This is a genomic window from Bacillus sp. JJ1127 (genome assembly GCF_036965845.1).
Lineage (GTDB): Bacteria > Bacillota > Bacilli > Bacillales > Bacillaceae_G > Bacillus_A.
In genome coordinates this window covers 1-305 of record NZ_JBALQK010000235.1, presented here as the reverse complement: position 1 = coordinate 305, position 305 = coordinate 1, and positions in this window count along the sequence as shown.

The following is a 305-nucleotide window of genomic DNA, read 5'->3' as shown; positions in this document are numbered from 1 at the left end:
TGTTCGAATTACCGTTGTTATTATTGTTATTTTCTTGTTTACTAGATTCAGCATTTGTTTTCTCTTTGTCACCAAAACTACATGCTGACATAGAAAATGCCAAACTAGACGCTAATAAAATTTTACCTGTACTTCCTTTTAAATTCTTCATATTGTTCTCCCTTTCCCCCTCTTAAAACATAAAAAAGTTGAGCTTTAGTCTTTTAAAAGCTAGAAGGTATGCCATTTCTATATTTATCCTGAAATACCTTTCTATGTATGTGTTTTACAAGGAATTACAAAAGAGGTCAAAGTCTAAATGTATT